Origin of the sequence: Hydrogenophaga sp. PBL-H3 (assembly GCF_010104355.1) — a bacterium.
GTDB lineage: Bacteria > Pseudomonadota > Gammaproteobacteria > Burkholderiales > Burkholderiaceae_C > Hydrogenophaga.
In genome coordinates this window covers 1,845,928-1,862,826 of sequence record NZ_CP044972.1, presented here as the reverse complement: position 1 = coordinate 1,862,826, position 16,899 = coordinate 1,845,928, and the positions used below count along the sequence as shown (strand labels likewise).

Sequence of the window (16,899 nt, the reverse complement as noted above, 5' to 3'; positions counted from 1 at the left end):
GTCCCCCGGGTTTGCCCGCACCCCAAGGGCGCTGTGCCGTGCGTGATTTCTAGGTCATTTCTACGTCGCCCAGTCTTAGCATGGATCGCACAGGGGCCCAGTTGAGGGCCGCTGACATGTCGGTCGAACTGCAAGCCTAGGAAGGAATCCCCATGAGCACGCAAATGCTGATTTATGAAAACGCATTCCCGGTGTCGTCGCGGCGCCACGCCCAGTGGTCCATCGAGCCCTCGGGCGACTACGCCTTCAGCGCCAAGGTGAACTCGGTACCGCTCATGGCGGTGGAGTTTCCGCCTGCGGCCAGCGAGTACGCCATCGTCTTCGCGGGCAACGACAAAGGCATCATGCCGGTCGTCATCCTGGGCATGCGGGGCAACCAGAACGTCTACCTGAATTCAGCCGGCAACTGGGACGGCAAGTACATCCCCGCCTTCATTCGCCGCTACCCGTTCATCTTCTCCAGCGACGAGCAGGGCAAGACCCTGACGCTGTGCATCGACGAGGCCTACAAGGGCTGCAACCAGGCCGATCGCGGACAGCGCCTGTTTGACGAGGCCGGCAAGGCCACGCCCTATGTGGACAACGTGCTGAAGTTCCTGCAGAACTACCAGGCGCAGTTCCAGCGCACTCAGGCCTTCTGCCAGAAACTCAAGGAACTGGACCTGTTTGAATCCATGCAGGCCTCCGTCACCCTGCCCAGCGGCGAGAAGCTCGCGCTCACGGGCTTCATGGCGGTGGACCGCAAGAAGCTCAAGGCCCTGTCGGGTGACAAGCTCAGCGAACTGGCGCAGACCGACGAGCTGGAGTTGATCTACCTGCACCTGGAGTCCATCCGCAATTTCGCCGGCATGCGCGATCGCTTGACGGTGATTGCCGGCGGCAAGGAAGACGACGCTGCGCCCGCCCCGGTGCGCCAGCAGGCCGCCGCCTGATCCACTGACGTCCTCCCCCGCCCCCGAAGCGGGGCGCTCGGGGCGGCGCCTTCCGACCCCGCCCATCCAGGCCAGCCATGTCGAGCACTGCCTCCATTCATTCGCTGGTCCAGAGCGATCCGGCTCGGGCCGAGTCGGTGGCCTGGGCCCAGTTCACCGCACCGGCCACGGCCGGCGAGTTCAACACCAGCTGGCTGGGCATCCTGTGCGCACAGATGGAGCAGGCGCGCGGCGCCCTCCTGCTGCTGCGCGATGAAAGCGACAGCAGTGCCGGCGGCAGCTACGTGGCCGCCGCCGTGTGGCCCGACGCCACGCGCCCGATGCAGTACCTGGCAACAGCGGCCACCCGGGCGCTGCAGGAGCGCCGCGGTGTGGTCGTGGGTGCCGACGGCAGCTCGCCCCCCGGGCGCGACCAACCGGTGCACATGGCTTACCCGATCGAGGTCGACGGCGAGTTGCACGGTGCCGTGGTGGTGCACCTCACGCCGGGCGCCGAAGCCGAGTTGCAGCGCGGCCTGCGCCTGGTGCACTGGGGCACGGCCTGGCTGGTCGACCAGTTCCGCCAGCGCCGCCACACGCGACAACTGGAACACATGCAGCGCCTGGGTCTGCTGGCCGATGTCATGGCCACCGCCGTGCAGGACCCGGGGCTGGGCGTGTCGTGCGTGGCCACGGTCAACGACCTGACCCTGCGCCTGGGTTGCGAGCGCGTGAGCCTGGGCCTGGACAACGACGGCGAGATCCGGGTGCAGGCCCTCTCCAACACCGCCACCTTCGACGCCCGCAGCAACCTGGTTCGCCTGCTGTCCGACTCCATGGACGAGGTGCTCGACCTGGACACCGCGCTGGTCCATCCACCACCCGATGGCGATGAACTCGGCGCCCTGGCCCACGCCGAACTCGCCCGCGAAACCGGCTCGGCGGCCATCTGCTCGGTGCCTCTGGTCGACCAGGGGCAGGCCATCGGTGTGCTGAGCTTCGAACGCGCCACGCCTTTCGACCCCGCCACGGTCGAGACCTGCAAGGCCCTGGGCCTGGCGCTGGGGCCGGTGCTGGCCCTCAAGCAAACCAACGAGCGCGGCTTGTGGCAACGCGCCGCCGATCACGTGCGCCATGCCGGCGTGGTGATGTTCGGCCCGGGCCACCCGGGCGCCAAGCTGATCGGTCTGGTGGTGGTGGGCCTGCTGCTGGTGTTGGGTCTGTTCAATGCCGACCACCGCGTGTCCGCGCGCACCGTGGTTGAGGGTGCGGTGCAGCGCGCCGCGGTGGCGCCGTTCAATGGCTATGTGATCGAGAGTCTGGCGCGCGCGGGCGACACGGTGCGTCAGGGCCAGGTGCTGGCCCGCCTGGACGATCGCGACCTGCGCCTGGAGCAGGCGCGCTGGAATGCCGAGCTGCAGCAGTTGCAGGGCAAACAGCGCCAGGCCATGGCCATACAGGACCGCACCAGCATGCTGCTGGCCGGTGCCCAGATCGAACAAGCCCAGGCCCAGCTCTCGCTGGTGGAGTCCCGACTGGCGCGCGCCAGTCTGCAGGCCCCGTTTGACGGCGTGGTGGTGGCCGGCGATCTGAGCCAGCTGCTGGGCACGCCGGTTGAGCAGGGCAAGGTGCTGTTCGAAATTGCGCCGCTGGACGCCTACCGCGTGATCCTGCAGGTGGACGAGCGGGACATCTCGCACCTGCAACCGGGCCAGACCGGCGAGCTGGCGCTTTCGGGTCTGCCCGGGCAGACGCTGGCGTTTTCGGTCAAGCACATCACCCCGGTGACCACCGCCGAGGACGGACGCAACCACTTCCGGGTCGAGGCCCAGGTCGACCTGGCATCCGAGCGGTTGCGCCCGGGCATGGAAGGGGTGGGCAAGGTTCTGGTCGGCGAGCGCCGACTGCTCTGGATCTGGACCCACCGTTTCGTCGACTGGTTGCGCCTGGCGCTCTGGAACTGGTTGCCGTGAGCAGCGGACCGGTCACCAGCAGTTCGTGGCACCGGGTGTCGGCGCTGCGACCTCGCTTGCGCACCCAGGCCCGCCTGTACCGCCACCGCTACCGGGGCGAGGTCTGGTACCTGCTGCAAGACCCGGCCACCGGGCGCGTGCACCGTTTCACGCCGGCCGCGCGGCTGCTGATTGCGGCCATGAACGGCGAACGCACGGTGGACGAGCTGTGGACCATTGCCAACCGCCACCTGGGCGACGACGCGCCCACGCAGGACGAGGTCATCCAGCTGCTGGGCCAGTTGCATGGCACCGACCTGCTGCAGACCGACGTGACGCCCGACACCGCCGAGCTGTTCGAGCGTGGCGAGCGCGAGGTGAACACCAAGCGCCGCCGCTCATGGACCAACCCCATGGCGCTGCGCCTGCCCCTGTGGGACCCGGAGACTTTTCTGAACCGCACCCAGTGGCTGGCGCGCCCGCTGTGGAGCCGCTGGGGGGCGCTGCTGTGGCTGGTGGTGGTGCTGCCGGCGCTGCTGATGGTGCCGGCCCAATGGGGTGAGCTCACCGAGAACCTCAGTGACCGCGTGCTGGCCGTGGACAACCTGCTGTTGCTGTGGCTGGTGTTCCCGGCACTCAAGGCCCTGCACGAACTCGGCCACGCCTACGCCACCAAGGCCGGCGGTGGCGAAGTGCACGACATGGGCCTGATGTTCCTGGTCTTGATGCCCGTGCCCTATGTGGAGGCCTCGGCCGCCACGGTATTCCGCTCCAAGACGCAGCGCGCGGTGGTGGGCGCGGCCGGCATGCTGGTGGAGATGTTCGTGGCGGCGCTGGCCTTCTACCTCTGGCTGATGGCCGAGCCGGGCCTGGTGCGGGCGGTGCTGTTCAACGTGATGCTGGTGGCGGGCATGTCCACGGTGATCTTCAACGGCAACCCCCTGCTGCGCTACGACGCCTATTACATCCTGGTCGATCTGATCGAGATGCCCAACCTGGCGCAGCGCTCGCTGAAATACTGGAGCCACCTGTTCGAGCGCTACCTGCTGGGCGTGCGGGACGGTGAGGATGTGGCGCACACCACGGGCGAACGACTGTGGTTCCTGTTCTACGGCTTCGCGTCCACCCTCTACCGCATCTTCGTCACGGTGGCCATCGCGCTGTTCGTGGCCACGCAGTTCTTCTTCATCGGCGTGCTGCTGGCGCTCTGGGCGGTGGCCACCATGGCATTGGTGCCCGTGTTCAAGGGCCTGCGTCATTTGTTCACGAGCGGACGGCTGGCCCGCCACCGCACCCGCAGCATGGCCGTGGTGGGCGGTGCGCTGGCCACGCTGCTCGTGCTGGTGCTGGTCGTGCCCATGCCCTTTCGCACCCAGGCCGAAGGCGTGGTGTGGCTACCCGACGAATCGCTGGTGCGCGCGGGGCGCAACGGCTTTGTGACGGCGGTGCTTGCGGTGCCTGGCAGCAGCGTGCGACCCGGTGACGCACTGGTGCGGCTGGAGGACCCAGCCCTGCAGGCCGAGTTGCAGCGACTTCAGGCGCGAGTCGACGAGCTGGGCATCGAACTGGCCTCGCGCATGTTCAGCCAGCCGGCCGAAGCCGAGATCGTGCGGCAGAAGCTGCAGGCCGAGCAGACCGGCCTGCGCCTGGCGCGCGAGCACGCCGATCGCCTGGTGGCGGTGGCCGGTGCGGCTGGCGTCTTCCAGCTGCCCCAGGGCGGCGACCTGCTTGGGCGCTATCTGCGCCAGGGCGAGGTGCTGGGCTATGTGATCGACCCGGCGCGGGTGCAACAGACCACGCTGGCGCGGGTGGTCATCACCCAGGCCGAGATCGATGTGGTGCGGCTGACCACCGACCGGGTGCAGGTGCGCCTCTCGGATCAACTGGCCCAGGTGATCGAAGGACGCGTGGTGCGCGAAGTGCCGGCGGGAGAATCGCTGCTGCCCAGCCGCGCGCTGGCCACCAGCGGCGGCGGACGCATCGCCACCGACCCGCAGGATCCGCATGGAACGAAGACGCTGGAGCGGCTGTTCCAGTTCGACGTGGAGATACCCAGCGGCCCGGCGGCCGAGCTTTTCGGCCAGCGGGTGCATGTGCGCTTTGACCATCAGCGCGAGCCACTGGGTCGGCAGTGGTACCGCGGCATCCGCCGCGTGTTCCTCACACAGTTCCAGGTGTAGGGCGATGTCGCGCGCGCTCAGCCACCCCGATCTGGTGTTGCGCCCCTTCGCCGAGCGCGGCCAGGGCCAGCCCGGCTGGACCGACCGCCTGGCCCGAACGATCTACTCGGCCACGCTGAGGCCTTTGCAGCAACGCGCCTTGCGGGCACGGCGTCGCTACCAGCCCCTGCTGGACGTGGTGCGAGAGCACAACCCCGGTGTGGCGAACCTGGACGACGCGGCCCTGCGCGCGCGCATCGACCGCTTGCGCCCGGGCCTGCGGCGCGAAGGCTTCACCCCGGCGCTCACGGGCGAGGCTTTCGCGCTGCTGCGCGAAGCCACCGGGCGCGTGCTTGGCCGGCGCCATTTCGACACCCAGCTCATGGGGGCCTGGGGCCTGCTGCATGGTCGTCTGGTGGAAATGGCCACGGGTGAAGGCAAGACGCTCACCGCCGCGCTGGCCGCCGCCACGGCAGCGCTGGCCGGGCGGCCGGTGCACGTCATCACGGTGAACGACTACCTGGCGGAGCGCGATGCCGAAGAACTCGGCCCGCTCTACCGGTTTGTCGGCCTGGACGCAGGCGCGGTGATACAGGGCCTGTCGCCCGTCGAACGGGCACGCGCGTATGCACGGCCCATCACCTATTGCACCAACAAGGAAATCGCCTTCGACTACCTGCGCGACCGCGTGGCACTCGGTGTGCGCCAGAGTCCGCTGCACCTCTCGCTGGAGCGCCTGGGCGGCGCGAGCGCGGGTGCGGGCCTGGTGCTGCGTGGCCTGCACTTCGCCATCGTCGACGAGGCCGACAGCGTGTTCATCGACGAAGCCCGCACGCCATTGATCCTGTCGGCCACCGCACCCGGCAACGAGCTGGCCGAGAACTGCACGCAGGCCTTGGCGCTGGCGCAAGCGATGCAGCCCGGTGCCGACTGCGAGATCGACCTGGCCGCCCACCGCGTCGTGCTCACCGACGAGGGCATCGACCGCGTGGACGCCTTCGCGCAAGACCTGCCCGGTATGTGGACCTCCACGCGCGGACGCGAGGAATTGGTGCGCCAGGCCCTGAGCGCACTGCACTTCTTCCGCCGCGACGAACACTACGTGGTGGCCGAGGGCAAGGTGCAGATCGTCGACGAGTCGACCGGTCGCATCCTGCCCGACCGAAGCTGGGAGCGCGGCTTGCACCAGATGATCGAGACCAAGGAAGGGGTGGAGCTCACCGACGAGCGCCGCACGCTCGCGCGCATCACCTACCAGCGGCTGTTCCGCCGCTACCTGGTGCTTGGCGGCATGACCGGCACGGCGAGCGAAGTGGCCGGAGAACTGAACGCGGTGTATGGCCTCTCGGTGGTGCCGATCCCGCTGCACAGACCGTCACTCCGGGTGATGGCGCCCACCCGTGTCTTTCTCACCACCGCCGAGAAATGGCAGGCGGTGGCCGACGAGGTGCAGCGCATCGCACAGGTTGATGGTCGGCCCGTGTTGATTGGCACGCGCTCGGTCAAGGCGTCGGAAGAAATCAGCGCGGTGCTGCACGAGCGCGGCCTGCCGCACGCCTTGCTCAACGCCAAGCAGGACCACATCGAAGCCGAGGTGGTCGCCCAGGCGGGCCACGCCGGACGGATCACCGTGGCGACCAACATGGCCGGCCGGGGCACCGACATCCTGCTCGAAGACGACGTGCTCCAGCGCGGCGGGCTGCATGTGGTGCTGACCGAGTACCACGAGTCGCAGCGCGTGGACCGCCAGTTGTTTGGCCGCTGCGCCCGCCAGGGCGACCCCGGCAGCTGTTCGGCCCTGGTGTCGCTTCAGGACGAGATATTCACCTTGCACGCACCGTGGGCCACGCGGCTGGCGCGGGCCCGGCTCAGCCGCGGACAAGCCCTCTCACCCAAGCTTGTCCAGGCCCTGCGCCGGCTCGCGCAGGCGCGCGCGCAGCGGCTGCAGGCCCAGACTCGGGTACAGACCCTCAAGCAAGACCAGCAGCTGGACCAGCTGTTGTCATTTTCCGGGAGACAACCATGAACCACCGCCCTCACCTGCTCGCTGCCGCCTGCCTGCTGGTCCTGCCGCTTCACGGCACCGCCGCCAGCTTCGACTGTCTGCTGGAGCCGTCGCAGACGGTGGAGATCCGCAGCGCCGTGGAGGGCCTGATCCACCGCATCCATGTGCAGCGCGGTGACGAGGTGAAAGCCGGTCAGACCGTGGTGGAACTGGACGCCGCGCTGGAGCGCTCGGCCTTGGCCGTGGCGCGCTTTCGCGCCCAGGCCGACGGGCGCATCGCCGCGTCGAAGAACCGCATGGAATACGCGCAGCGCAAGACCAAGCGCTCCGACGAACTGCACGGTGGCAACTTTCTCTCGGCGCAGGCGCGCGACGAAGCGGAGACCGAACGCAGGCTGGCCGAGGCCGAGCTCAAGGAAGCGATGGAGAACCAGGAGCTGGCGCGCCTGGAACTGCAGCGCTCGATGGACCTGCTCAACCAGAAGACCTTGCGCAGTCCGTTCAACGGCGTGGTGGTGGACCGCATGCTCAACCCCGGCGACCTCGCCGAGGCTGGCAACGGGCGCAAGCCCATCCTGAAACTGGCCCGCATGGACCCGCTGCGCGTGGAGGTGGTGCTGCCGCTGGCCACGTTTGGCCAGCTCAAGCAGGGCACCAGCGGGCAGGTGAAGACCGAAGCCGGCGAGGTGTACGACGCCAAGGTCAAGGTGGTGGACCGCGTGTTCGACGCGGCCAGTGGCACCTATGGCGTGCAGCTGGAACTGCCCAACCCCAACGGAAAGATTCCGGGTGGCCTGCGCTGCCGGGTGGACTTCCCCGGCATTGGCAGTCTGGCTGCGGCCAAGGTCAACTCGGTGCGCTGACGCCGGTGATTCTGGCAGGGCCAGAAACACGAAACCCCAGCAAAGCCTTTGTCAAGGCCTTGCTGGGGTTCAAATGGTGGGGTGGCTGATGGGGCTCGAACCCACGACAACAGGAATCACAATCCTGCCAAGTAATCATTTCACGGTGTTGATCTTTGTAGACAAATAATATACAACTCAACACCTTATACGATTATATCTGTGCATTTATCCAGTTTCTCCGTTGATCCGTATTCATCAAAACTGAGGATTTTTGGCTACACTGTGGCTACACGAAATGCCAATCTGGCTTCTGAACTGATAAGGCCCAACATGGCTAGACCAAAAAAAACCGATGCACCGGATACTAGCCAGGCCATAGAACTGACTGCAGGGGCCATCGAGCGCTTGAACTGCCGCGCTGACTCCAAAGCCCAAAGCTTTCTGCGCGATACCAAAGTCCCCGGCTTGCGCGTCAGGGTTACGAACACGGGAGCCAAGTCGTTCGTATTCGAGTCAAAGCTGAATAGGCAAACCATCCGGCGCACTATTGGCGACGTTCGCATATGGAGCATCGACCAAGCGCGCACGGAAGCTCGCGCCCTGGCAGTAATGTTGGACAGGGGACAGGACCCCCGTGAGATTGATCGACTGCAACATGAGTCGCGCAGAGCATCTAAGGCACAGGAGGTGGCAAGGGAGGTAACTGTGGGAGAAGCTTGGACGGCCTATGTCGCAGAGCGCCGACCCCACTGGGGAGAGTTGCATCTGCGCGACCACCTCATCAAGGCCTCCCCAGGCGGCGAACCTTCCAAACGCCGTGGGCAGACTGACCGCAAAACGCAGCCTGGACCGCTGGCAGCGTTGATGCCAATGCGGCTCAGCTCCTTGGACAGCACCGCTATCGAAAGTTGGGCTGCAGCTGAGGGGAAAACCCGCCCGTCGTCGGCTCGACTTGCTTGGCGTTTGCTCTCAGTGTTCTTGAGGTGGTGCGCCGAACAGCAGCAGTACGCAGGTATTGTTCCGACTCAGAACCCCGCTAAAAGTCGCAAGGCCAGGGAGGCGCTTGGAAAAGCTGGTGTCAAGTCCGACGTCTTGACACGTGAACAACTGTCCGCATGGTTTGGACAGGTTCGGCAAATACAAAACCCATGCATCGCCGCTTACCTACAGATGCTGCTCTTAACCGGTGCAAGGCCAGGTGAAGTGTTGGCCTTGCAGTGGGCAGACGTAAACACGCAATGGAAAGGCATAAGCATCAAGGACAAGGTGGAAGGGACAAGGGAGATCCCGCTCACGCCCTACGTAGCTCATCTACTGTCCACCCTTCCACGTCGCAACGAGTGGGTGTTTTCCAGCGTTTACGCTCTGGACATGAGCCCCACGAATGTCAGGCGCCGCGCTGAGAAAGCCGTCCACATGGGAGTGGATGCACCTGTAGGTGATGTCAAGATGCGGGGTGCAGGCGGCAAACTGTCCGAGCCAAACACTCCGCACACTCGCGCGTGCAAAGCGGCAGGAGTTGAGGGCCTGACCCTCCACGGGCTCCGACGCTCGTTCGCGAGCCTGACAGAATGGCTGGAAATACCCGCAGGTGTGGTGGCACAGATTCAAGGCCATAAGCCCAGCGCGACTGCAGAAAAGCACTACAAGCGACGCCCCCTCGATCTGCTACGAGTTCACCACGAAAGAATTGAAACTTGGATACTGGAGCAGGCCTGCGTGAAATTCGACACCCAGGCTGAGAGAAAAAACCTGCAAGCTGTGCCTTCGCCTGACCCTATTCTTCAACTCGTTTAATCAGGCTAAAGCGAATGCCACGACATATTCGAGCCGAAGCCATCGCACGTGCCATGATTGAGGAGGTTGCGCAAGACGGCGCAAGGACGTTGTCCCTGAGCGATTTGCGTATTGAAGTCTTGCCAAGCGACTTGGCGAAGCTTTCTGGCTCACTCGTGGAGTTGCATCTGACCAATTGCCACCAGCTTATCGAATTGGCGCCGCTTGCTTCCCTCCTCGACTTGCAGTGTCTAAACCTGAGCGGCTGCGACCAACTTAGCGATCTCGCGCCACTGGCCTCTCTCACCAAGCTGCAGACGCTTGACCTTAGCAACTGCCACCAAATAAATGATCTGGCGCCGCTGGCCTGCGTCACAGGACTGAAATCGCTGGACCTGCGCGGTTGCCACCAGCTAACTGATCTAGCGCCGCTGACTTCCCTCACAGCCTTGCAGTTGATGGACCTGCGCAGCTGTGACAAGCTCAAAGATCTGGCCCCGCTGGCATCCCTCGCAGCCCTGCAGTCGCTGGACCTGAGCGAATGCGAGCAGCTCCGCGATTTGGCGCCCCTGGCTTCCCTCACCAGCCTGCAAAGGCTGAACCTGAGCGGTTGCACCCAGCTCAGTGATCTGGCGCCCCTGGCTTCCTTCACCAACCTGCAGTGGCTGAACCTGGGCGGTTGCACCCAGTTAAGCGATCTGGGCCCGCTGGCCTCCCTCATCAACCGTATGCGTCCGGCAATCCCATCTTGAGATAGACCCAGCGCCGAGGCATCGTGTGCACGATGAAGATGATGCACACCATGGCGAACGACACGATCGCCCAACGCCCCAAGCGGCGCTACTACCCTCCAGAACTCAAAGGTCAGATCGTGGCTGAATGCCAGGTCTCTGGCGCGTCAGTGGCCGGCGTGGCGCTTGCCCACGGAATCAACGCCAACATCGTTCACCGCTGGATGCGCGAGCAAGCGGACTCCCTGCTGCCAGCGCCCCGGAATGAGTTCGTGGCGTTGAATCTGCCTCCACCAGTTGAACAGGTCCCAGCAACTGAGACCAGCTCGCCCCTGGCGCGTGCGATCCAAGTTGAGGTTCGGCGCAGTGCCGGCGTGGTGAACGTGAACTGGCCACTGGAGGATGCAGCGTCATGTGCAGCGTGGCTGCGCGACTGGCTCCGATGATCCGTATCGATGCACTGTGGCTCTCCACCGAGCCGCTGGACATGCGGGCTGGCACCGAGACGGCGCTGGCCCGCGTAGTGGCTGTCTTTGGCGCGGCGCGCCCACACCACGCCTACCTGTTCGCCAATCGACGGGCCAACCGCATGAAGGTGCTGGTGCACGACGGCATCGGTGTGTGGCTTGCGGCCCGGCGCCTGAACAGAGGGAAGTTCGTCTGGCCGAGCGATGCCGCCACCACCGCAACACTCAGCCGCACGCAGTTCGATGCGCTCGTGCTGGGCCTGCCGTGGAAGAACGTCGGCGAGGGCGGAATCATCACCGTGCTTTGAGTGGTCGGGTCGTTGGCTAAGCAATCAGAGCTTGCACCGATGCGCGAGGGTGATGTTCGTCGCATCATCCTTTCTCGTGATCACCGCAGACCACCTTGACACCCTGGAGCCGCAGCAGATGCGAGCGGCTCTGCTGTCGTTGATGAGTGAGCTGGCCGAGCGAGACGGCGTGATTGAGCGCCAGGGCCAGGAGGTGGTCTTCAAGCAGGCCCTGATCGACAAGCTCACGCACGAGAACGCGCTGCTAAAGCGCATGAAGTTCGCCGCGCAGTCGGAGCGCTTCAGCGCCGAGCAGAAGAGCCTGCTCGATGAATCGCTGGATGAGGACCTGCAGGCCGTGGCCGATGAGATCGAGCAGGCCACGCCGCCAGTGGCATGCCGCCAAGACAAGCAAGTCCCCAAACGCGCACCCCTGCCGGCCAACCTGCCGCGGCGCGAGATCCGCCACGAGCCCGAGTCCACGACTTGCCACACCCCGGGTTGTGGCTGCCAGATGAAGCGCATCGGCGAGGAGGTGGCCGAGAAGCTGGACTACGTGCCCGGCGTGTTCACGGTTGAGCGTCACATTCGCGGCAAATGGGCCTGCGCTCAATGCCAAACGCTCGTCCAAGTTCCCGTCGCTCCGCACGTCATCGACAAGGGCATCCCCACCACCGGGCTGCTGGCGCAGGTGCTGGTGGCCAAGTACGCCGACCACCTGCCGCTATACCGCCAGGAAGCGATCTTCGGTCGAGCAGGTCTGGCCATCCCACGCTCCACGCTGGCGCAATGGGTGGGCTCGTGTGGCGTTCAGTTGCAGCCACTGGTCGATGCCCTGAGAAACGAGCTGCTACAGCAACGCGTGCTGCATGCAGACGAGACGCCTGTGGCCATGCTCAAGCCGGGCAACGGTAAGACACACAGGGCCTACCTCTGGGCATATGCCACGGGGGCCTTCGAGCACACGAGGGCGGTAGTCTACGATTTCTGCGAGAGCCGCGCAGGCGAGCACGCGCGCAACTTCCTGGGCACTTGGAAGGGCAGTCTGGTGTGCGATGACTTCAGCGGGTACAAAGCGCTTCTGGCCGCCGGCGTCACCGAGGTGGGCTGCCTGGCGCACGCGCGGCGCAAATTCTTCGATCTGCACGCGGCAAACCAGAGCCAGATCGCCCAGAGGGCGCTGGAGCAGTTGGCCCGCATTTATGAGATCGAGCGTGAGGTCAAGGAGATCAGCGCTGAGCAGCGCCTGGCAGTTCGGCAGGAGAGAACGAAGCCTGCCATGGACGCCCTGCACGAATGGATGACGCTGCAGCGGCGCAAGGTTCCCGACGGATCGGCCACCGCCAAGGCACTGGACTACAGCCTTAAGCGCTGGGCAGCACTCATTCGGTTCGCCGATGATGGGCAACTGCCGGTTGACAACAACTGGATTGAGAACCAGATCCGGCCCATCGCAATCGGCCGCAACAACTGGCTGTTCGCTGGCAGCTTGCGCGCAGGCCAGCGGGCGGCAGCGGTGATGAGTTTGATCCAGACGGCGCGCATGAACGGGCACGACCCCTACGCCTACCTGCGCGACGTGATGGCACGCCTGCCTATGCATCGGGCAAGCCGAATTGACGAACTGCTGCCGCACCGCTGGCAGCTCCACAGCCCAATCCAATAAAAGAATGCCTGGTAGCGCACCCAGCGAATACGGTTGACACTATGTACGGTATCGTACAGATTTCCCTGTGAATCCGTTTGATCCTGCGACATCTACAGATCCATCGGCGAGCCTCGTCCTGTGACAGTAGTCAACCTTGAGGTAGGCCACATGACTCAACACGACGATCCACGCAAGAACCAACTGCTGGCTTGTTTACCCCATGCCGAATGGCAGCACTGGAAGCCCATGCTTGAGTTGGTTCACTTACCTCTGGGCAAGGTCCTATACGAATCTGGCGAGCAGATGACTTTCGTCTGTTTCCCCACGAGCGGCATCGTTTCTCTGCTGTACGTTTTGCAGAACGGATCCTCGGCTGAAATTGCGGTGGTCGGAAACGAAGGTGTCGTTGGCGTCTCGATCCTCATGGGCGGGAACACAACCCCAAGCAGAGCTGTCGTTCAGAGCGCTGGTATGGGCTACCGTCTCAGCGCCGACACCATCAAGCGTGACTTCGATACCGCTGGCCCCGTGATGCACTTGATGTTGCGTTACACGCAGGCGCTGCTCACACAGATGTGCCAGACAGCGGTGTGCAACCGCCACCACTCCCTTGATCAACAACTTTGCCGTTGGCTGCTTCTCAGCTTGGATCGCCTGACTGGCAATGAGCTGAGGATGACCCAAGATTTGATTTCAAACATGTTGGGAGTGCGGCGTGAGGGTGTGACCGAAGCGGCCCTCAAGCTGCAGGCAGCTGGAGTGATCCGCTATTCACGGGGCCGTATCACGGTGCTTGATCGCCCGAAACTTGAGGCCCGGACTTGCGAGTGCTACGAAGTGGTGCGAGCGGAGTACGAGCGCCTGCTGCCTGACCTTGTGGCAATCTGAAATATTGCGGTTGAAGAAATTCGCGTCTTGCACACCAGTCGCTTACTAGATGGGATTGCCGCACGCTTACCATCAACCTGCAATGGCTGAACCTGGGCGGTTGCACCCAGCTCACCGATCAGGCGTCCCTGGCATCCCTCAAGGCCCGGCTCGGCGCACTGAGCAATGATCTGCTGCTTGAGCTCGGCGCTGTGCCGCCGGCGGGTCTTCTTCTTGGCTTCATTCATGGTGTCCACCTAAATCGTTGGCGGACACCATCGTTGCCGCTTAGACAGATCCCTTCAAGGGTGGGATGGCCGCGCGCTTACAGAGTTGCGCCGCCGATCCATGATTGTCAGTGCTCGACGGAGAGTTGACTCACAAAGATCCCACCCAGAACGCATCTGTCGAACTCTTCAACAAGACCTACCGTACCGAAGTGTTGGACTGCTACGTGTTCGATTCACTGCAGAAGGTCAGAGACATGACCACCGACTGGCTTAACCGTTACAACCACCACCGACCGCATGAGTCACTGGGCCGGTTCCCTCCAGTCGAATACCTTTGAAACAATTCCCCAACCTCTACTTCTGACTGACTCAGGAAATGGAGGTGGCTTCACTGCGTCGCAATCTAGATGCGGCCCTTAGTAATGAGATACCAGTAGTGCTCCCCTAGAACAGTAAGCTTACAAGGTTTGGAATTCATGGCGGCAAAGTACATGTGCTCCTCTCCCACCGGCTTCACGAGGTTCAAACGGTTCAGTTTCTGAAGGATCGCGAACTTTCGATTGTTCTCAGGGTCTGGCGCCACGCCATGGTTGGGGGCGGGCGGTTGTGGCTCGAAACTCGGATCGAGTGCAAAGTCTGCTCCTGGCTTCGGGAAAAGAGCCGTGATTTGCTTCAGGTCATTCAACTGAATCGGCGGGGCGACCTTTCGCAGCGAAGTGAAAGCCTTGACATTAGTCTTGAAGATTGGTCGCTGTTCCCACGCACCGAGCGACTGGTCTATGTGCGCGTAGATGCTTCCCGGGGTGATGTCCCCCAACAGATTTGCGGCGCCTCCATTCAAGGCATCAACAAGCAAGGAAGTAAATACCCCCGAACCGTTTTCTTCCATTGCATATTGGTCTTTGCTAGAAGCCGTCAGGATTGTCATGCCTTCGCTGAGAAGCGCCTTGTCGCCCAAGGACTTGGGAGTGCCCGCAGCGCCGGAGTAACAGCTGTCGAGGACCAGTATCTTGTTCTTGGCCTCGGACTCGTTTGCAAAGTTGAGCACTTCGTCGAGCGACAGTCCGTCATCCCCGTCTTCGCAATCTGATGTGACGAGGTACCCGCCGACATCTTCGACGTGGCCGTGGCCGGCGAAATACAAGAGCGCGACCTCGCTGTCGTCTGTGAAAAGAGCCGTCACCGCCTCCTTCAGCGCCTTGCGACTAACTGCGCTCGACGAGTCTACCGCGGTGACAAGCCGCACATCGAAGTTCAGCTGCCCATCCATATGACGGGCCAGCACCTGGCTTACTGCGTAGGCATCATTGACGCAGCCATGCAGGTGCCCGACCTTAGGGTAATAGTTGATGCCGACAACTAGCGCCTTTTTCATTTCGCGTTCTTCCCTTCGCTCATCATCTGCTTAACCGCAGATGCGACGCCGTCCCATGTCCAGGAAATGACTCGGTTGCGGGCCAAACCAGCGGGCAGAACGCTTGTGCTGTTGGCCCCATCGACATAGATTCCAAAGACCGGAACGTTCTGGCTTCTCGCCATAGCAATTTCTTTAACGACGCCTGTAGCTGTAGCCATGTGCCGGCCCACCAGAACGACCATAAAGTGCGTCCTGTTCACCTTCGCCTTGACTAGGGACTCCCACTGCACCTGCGGCATCGGTTCTTTCGCGGACCAGTCTTCAAGAGAAAACGGCGTTTTGGAATGCCAAGCTTGCCCAGCGAACAAAACTTTGTGGTCGTTGTTGTTGTCGATGTCAAAGCTGATGAAAGCCCGTGGTTCTGCCATGTTGCCTGCTCCTGTTATTGCCATGTAGGAATCGAAGTGTCGGCGATTCGCGTTGCGTCTACAACGATTTGTTAAGGCAACTGGGAAGCTCAAGTCAGGTTTCCATCCTTAGACCAGCCCGGTACCTAACCGTGCACCAGATGTTATCGGGTACCCAGTTGCTGCAAGAAAGCCTAAAGACAACCATCAATTCAAACAAGTCCAGCTAACGAAGGTTGCCGCCAGCTCGCCACCCTTGAAGGGAACTGCCTCCCAGGTTTGGTGGATTCACCCTCCGTCGATGTCCTCGGATTTATTGACCCTGCGAATAGTCGATCAAGCATCCGCCGGCAGTCCCCAACATGCTCTCGCGTCGGTTCTCGGTTCCAGCCCTTGTGAATGGTTGTTGGCATGGTGTCGAGGCTGGTGTCTGTCAAAAAACGTCGCGTACCCGCTACTTCAAGCCCTCGTAGGCAACAGCTTCAATGTTTGCTCCGCTACGAGAGCATCGAAATAATTCTTGATCGAAAGCAACAATTTGGCGTCGGCCGCCACGACTCCAATCTCAAGGTTTCGATTGAATGCGTCGTCTGTCAGGTTGGCGCTCGAAAGTAGCACGATGTCATCGACGATCGCGACCTTGGCGTGCAGCTTTCCCGGTCGACCCGCTTGGTTACGCTCGCGCTTATCGACGGGCCATTGATAGACCTGGACAACGCTGATCAGCTCCACCGGAAACGCTTTCAGGGCGTCATAGCTTAGTTGTCCTTCGGAGGTCTTCTCGAACTCAAGGATCAGGCGAATCTTCACCCCTCGCCGTGTTGCATTCAGCAGTTGGTCGGTCAGTCGACCAATCTTTGCTGCGGCAAAGGTGACGAGCAGGATCTCGCGTTTTGCACTAGCGATCAGGTCGTACAGGGCCTGGTCTATCCGGCGGGCTGGAATCTGGCTCGCGGGCGAAGGGCCGGCCCAAAGAAGTTCAATGCGGTGCTGCGCCTGCCAACGCTGCTGCGTGATCGAGTTGGTCTGAAGAACCCAGCTCAGCGCTTCCCACGACATCGTGGCCGAGGCTAGGAATACGGTCTCAGCAACCAAGATCGAGAGATTGGCGTTGGAAGTGGTGGGGAGCCGCTGCAGAACGAACTCCGTGGTCGCGGTCGCGGGAAGGCCGCGCAGCACGTCACAGGCAGAAATGACCCATGCTGGTGGCGCGCGTCGAACGAGGTTCTCGACTGAGATTGCGACTTCGTTCGACAC

The 16,899-nt window shown here is 63.1% G+C and carries 15 protein-coding genes; 12 read left to right on the top strand and 3 right to left on the bottom strand.

The annotated features are described in order from the left end of the window. Positions 1-152: 152 nt before the first annotated feature. From F9Z44_RS08755 to F9Z44_RS08700, 12 genes are all read left to right on the top strand, one after another. A complete protein-coding gene (locus F9Z44_RS08755) occupies positions 153-932 on the top strand; it encodes a SapC family protein (protein ID WP_159605311.1) in 780 nt (259 codons plus the stop codon). A gap of 77 nt (positions 933-1,009) precedes the next feature. Continuing rightward, positions 1,010-2,884 carry an HlyD family efflux transporter periplasmic adaptor subunit gene (locus F9Z44_RS08750; RefSeq protein WP_159605309.1) on the top strand — a complete coding sequence of 625 codons (1,875 nt, stop codon included), beginning with the start codon at positions 1,010-1,012 and terminating at the stop codon, positions 2,882-2,884. Further along, a complete protein-coding gene (locus tag F9Z44_RS08745; RefSeq protein ID WP_159605307.1) occupies positions 2,881-5,043 on the top strand; it encodes a peptidase M50 in 2,163 nt (720 codons plus the stop codon). The genes F9Z44_RS08750 and F9Z44_RS08745 overlap by 4 nt, the downstream gene beginning before the upstream one ends. Before the next feature lie 4 nt (positions 5,044-5,047). After that, the gene (locus F9Z44_RS08740) at positions 5,048-7,048 is read left to right on the top strand and encodes a preprotein translocase subunit SecA (RefSeq protein WP_159605305.1); all 2,001 of its coding nucleotides are present in this window, start codon (positions 5,048-5,050) and stop codon (positions 7,046-7,048) included. Further along, a complete protein-coding gene (locus F9Z44_RS08735; RefSeq protein ID WP_159605303.1) occupies positions 7,045-7,890 on the top strand; it encodes an efflux RND transporter periplasmic adaptor subunit in 846 nt (281 codons plus the stop codon). The genes F9Z44_RS08740 and F9Z44_RS08735 overlap by 4 nt, the downstream gene beginning before the upstream one ends. A 312-nt stretch (positions 7,891-8,202) precedes the next feature. Beyond that, on the top strand, positions 8,203-9,669 hold the full coding sequence (locus tag F9Z44_RS08730; protein ID WP_159605301.1) for a tyrosine-type recombinase/integrase: 1,467 nt from the start codon (positions 8,203-8,205) through the stop codon (positions 9,667-9,669). A 14-nt stretch (positions 9,670-9,683) separates the two neighbouring features. Further along, positions 9,684-10,400 carry a leucine-rich repeat domain-containing protein gene (locus F9Z44_RS08725; RefSeq protein ID WP_159605299.1) on the top strand — a complete coding sequence of 239 codons (717 nt, stop codon included), beginning with the start codon at positions 9,684-9,686 and terminating at the stop codon, positions 10,398-10,400. A 32-nt stretch (positions 10,401-10,432) separates the two neighbouring features. Beyond that, a complete protein-coding gene (tnpA, locus tag F9Z44_RS08720) occupies positions 10,433-10,825 on the top strand; it encodes an IS66-like element accessory protein TnpA (protein ID WP_159605297.1) in 393 nt (130 codons plus the stop codon). After that, entirely contained in the window at positions 10,822-11,154 is a 333-nt protein-coding gene (gene tnpB / locus F9Z44_RS08715) for an IS66 family insertion sequence element accessory protein TnpB (RefSeq protein WP_159605295.1), read from the top strand. The genes tnpA and tnpB overlap by 4 nt, the downstream gene beginning before the upstream one ends. Positions 11,155-11,230: 76 nt before the next feature. After that, the gene (gene tnpC, locus F9Z44_RS08710; RefSeq protein WP_159605293.1) at positions 11,231-12,799 is read left to right on the top strand and encodes an IS66 family transposase; all 1,569 of its coding nucleotides are present in this window, start codon (positions 11,231-11,233) and stop codon (positions 12,797-12,799) included. Positions 12,800-12,949: 150 nt separating this feature from the next. Then, positions 12,950-13,669 carry a Crp/Fnr family transcriptional regulator gene (locus F9Z44_RS08705; protein ID WP_159605291.1) on the top strand — a complete coding sequence of 240 codons (720 nt, stop codon included), beginning with the start codon at positions 12,950-12,952 and terminating at the stop codon, positions 13,667-13,669. A 337-nt stretch (positions 13,670-14,006) separates the two neighbouring features. Beyond that, a complete protein-coding gene (locus F9Z44_RS08700) occupies positions 14,007-14,216 on the top strand; it encodes an integrase core domain-containing protein (RefSeq protein ID WP_442907285.1) in 210 nt (69 codons plus the stop codon). A gap of 65 nt (positions 14,217-14,281) precedes the next feature. Here F9Z44_RS08700 and F9Z44_RS08695 read toward each other — a convergent pair whose 3' ends face one another. The 3 genes from F9Z44_RS08695 to drmC all read right to left on the bottom strand — a co-directional run bounded on the left by F9Z44_RS08695 (position 14,282) and on the right by drmC (position 16,899). Further along, complete coding sequence (locus F9Z44_RS08695; RefSeq protein ID WP_159605287.1) at positions 14,282-15,253, bottom strand: caspase family protein; 972 nt, start codon at positions 15,251-15,253, stop codon at positions 14,282-14,284. Beyond that, on the bottom strand, positions 15,250-15,663 hold the full coding sequence (locus F9Z44_RS08690) for a TIR domain-containing protein (protein ID WP_159605285.1): 414 nt from the start codon (positions 15,661-15,663) through the stop codon (positions 15,250-15,252). Before F9Z44_RS08690 ends, F9Z44_RS08695 begins: the two co-directional genes overlap by 4 nt. Positions 15,664-16,101: 438 nt before the next feature. Beyond that, complete coding sequence (gene drmC, locus F9Z44_RS08685; protein WP_201450031.1) at positions 16,102-16,899, bottom strand: DISARM system phospholipase D-like protein DrmC; 798 nt, start codon at positions 16,897-16,899, stop codon at positions 16,102-16,104.